Raw genomic sequence first — 669 nt, 5'->3', positions numbered from 1 at the left:
TCAAACTCGCCACCGACTATCAGAAATCCCAACTTAACCTCGGCCATATCGTCGACAGTAGCAGGGAGAAACGCGGAGAGAACGGCGAAGGCTTCGAACTCAGAACCGACGGTTGGGGTGCGGTAAGGGCAGGTAAGGGCATACTCGTCAGTGCACAAAACCAGGATGCCAATGGCAAAGTGCTGAATATGGACGATGCCATCTCCCAACTCGAACAAGCACTCTCTCTGGCCAAAAGCCTGAACAAAGCCGCCCAAACCGCCAACAACCATAACACCGATGAAGAAACCCAAAGAGGCCGTCTGAAAGACGCCTTTAAAGACCTGAAAGAGGCCGGTTTGATCCAAACCGCCCCGGCCGGCATTGCTACCGCAACCCAGCAAAGCCAACTGCATACCGCCAATGAAAACATCCACCTGGTCAGCGGCAACCATACCGACATTACCGCCGGCCAAAGCCTGACCGCCCATGCGGCAGAAAGCGTTAACCTGTTTGCCCAAAGCAGCGGCATCAAGATGCAGGCCAATCAGGGCAAAGTGGAAGTACAGGCACAGAATGACGAGTTGCAGCTGAATGCGCTGAAGGACGCAACGTTAACCAGCAGTGCAGGAAAAATCACCATTGCGGCGAAGGAGGAGATTCTGATTACCTGCAAAGGGGCGTATATCA

1 protein-coding gene is annotated in these 669 nt (G+C 53.8%); it reads left to right on the top strand.

Features of this window, described 5'->3' with window-relative positions; genetic code table 11:
* Positions 1–669 (top strand): type VI secretion system Vgr family protein (locus HMPREF3022_RS06145; RefSeq protein WP_141756502.1); only part of this gene is annotated, 669 nt, incomplete at both ends.

Source organism: Neisseria sp. HMSC065C04 (assembly GCF_001815375.1).
Taxonomy (GTDB): domain Bacteria; phylum Pseudomonadota; class Gammaproteobacteria; order Burkholderiales; family Neisseriaceae; genus Neisseria; species Neisseria flavescens_D.
Note: the sequence above shows the minus strand (reverse complement) of the source record. Positions and strands in the feature narration are given on the sequence as shown.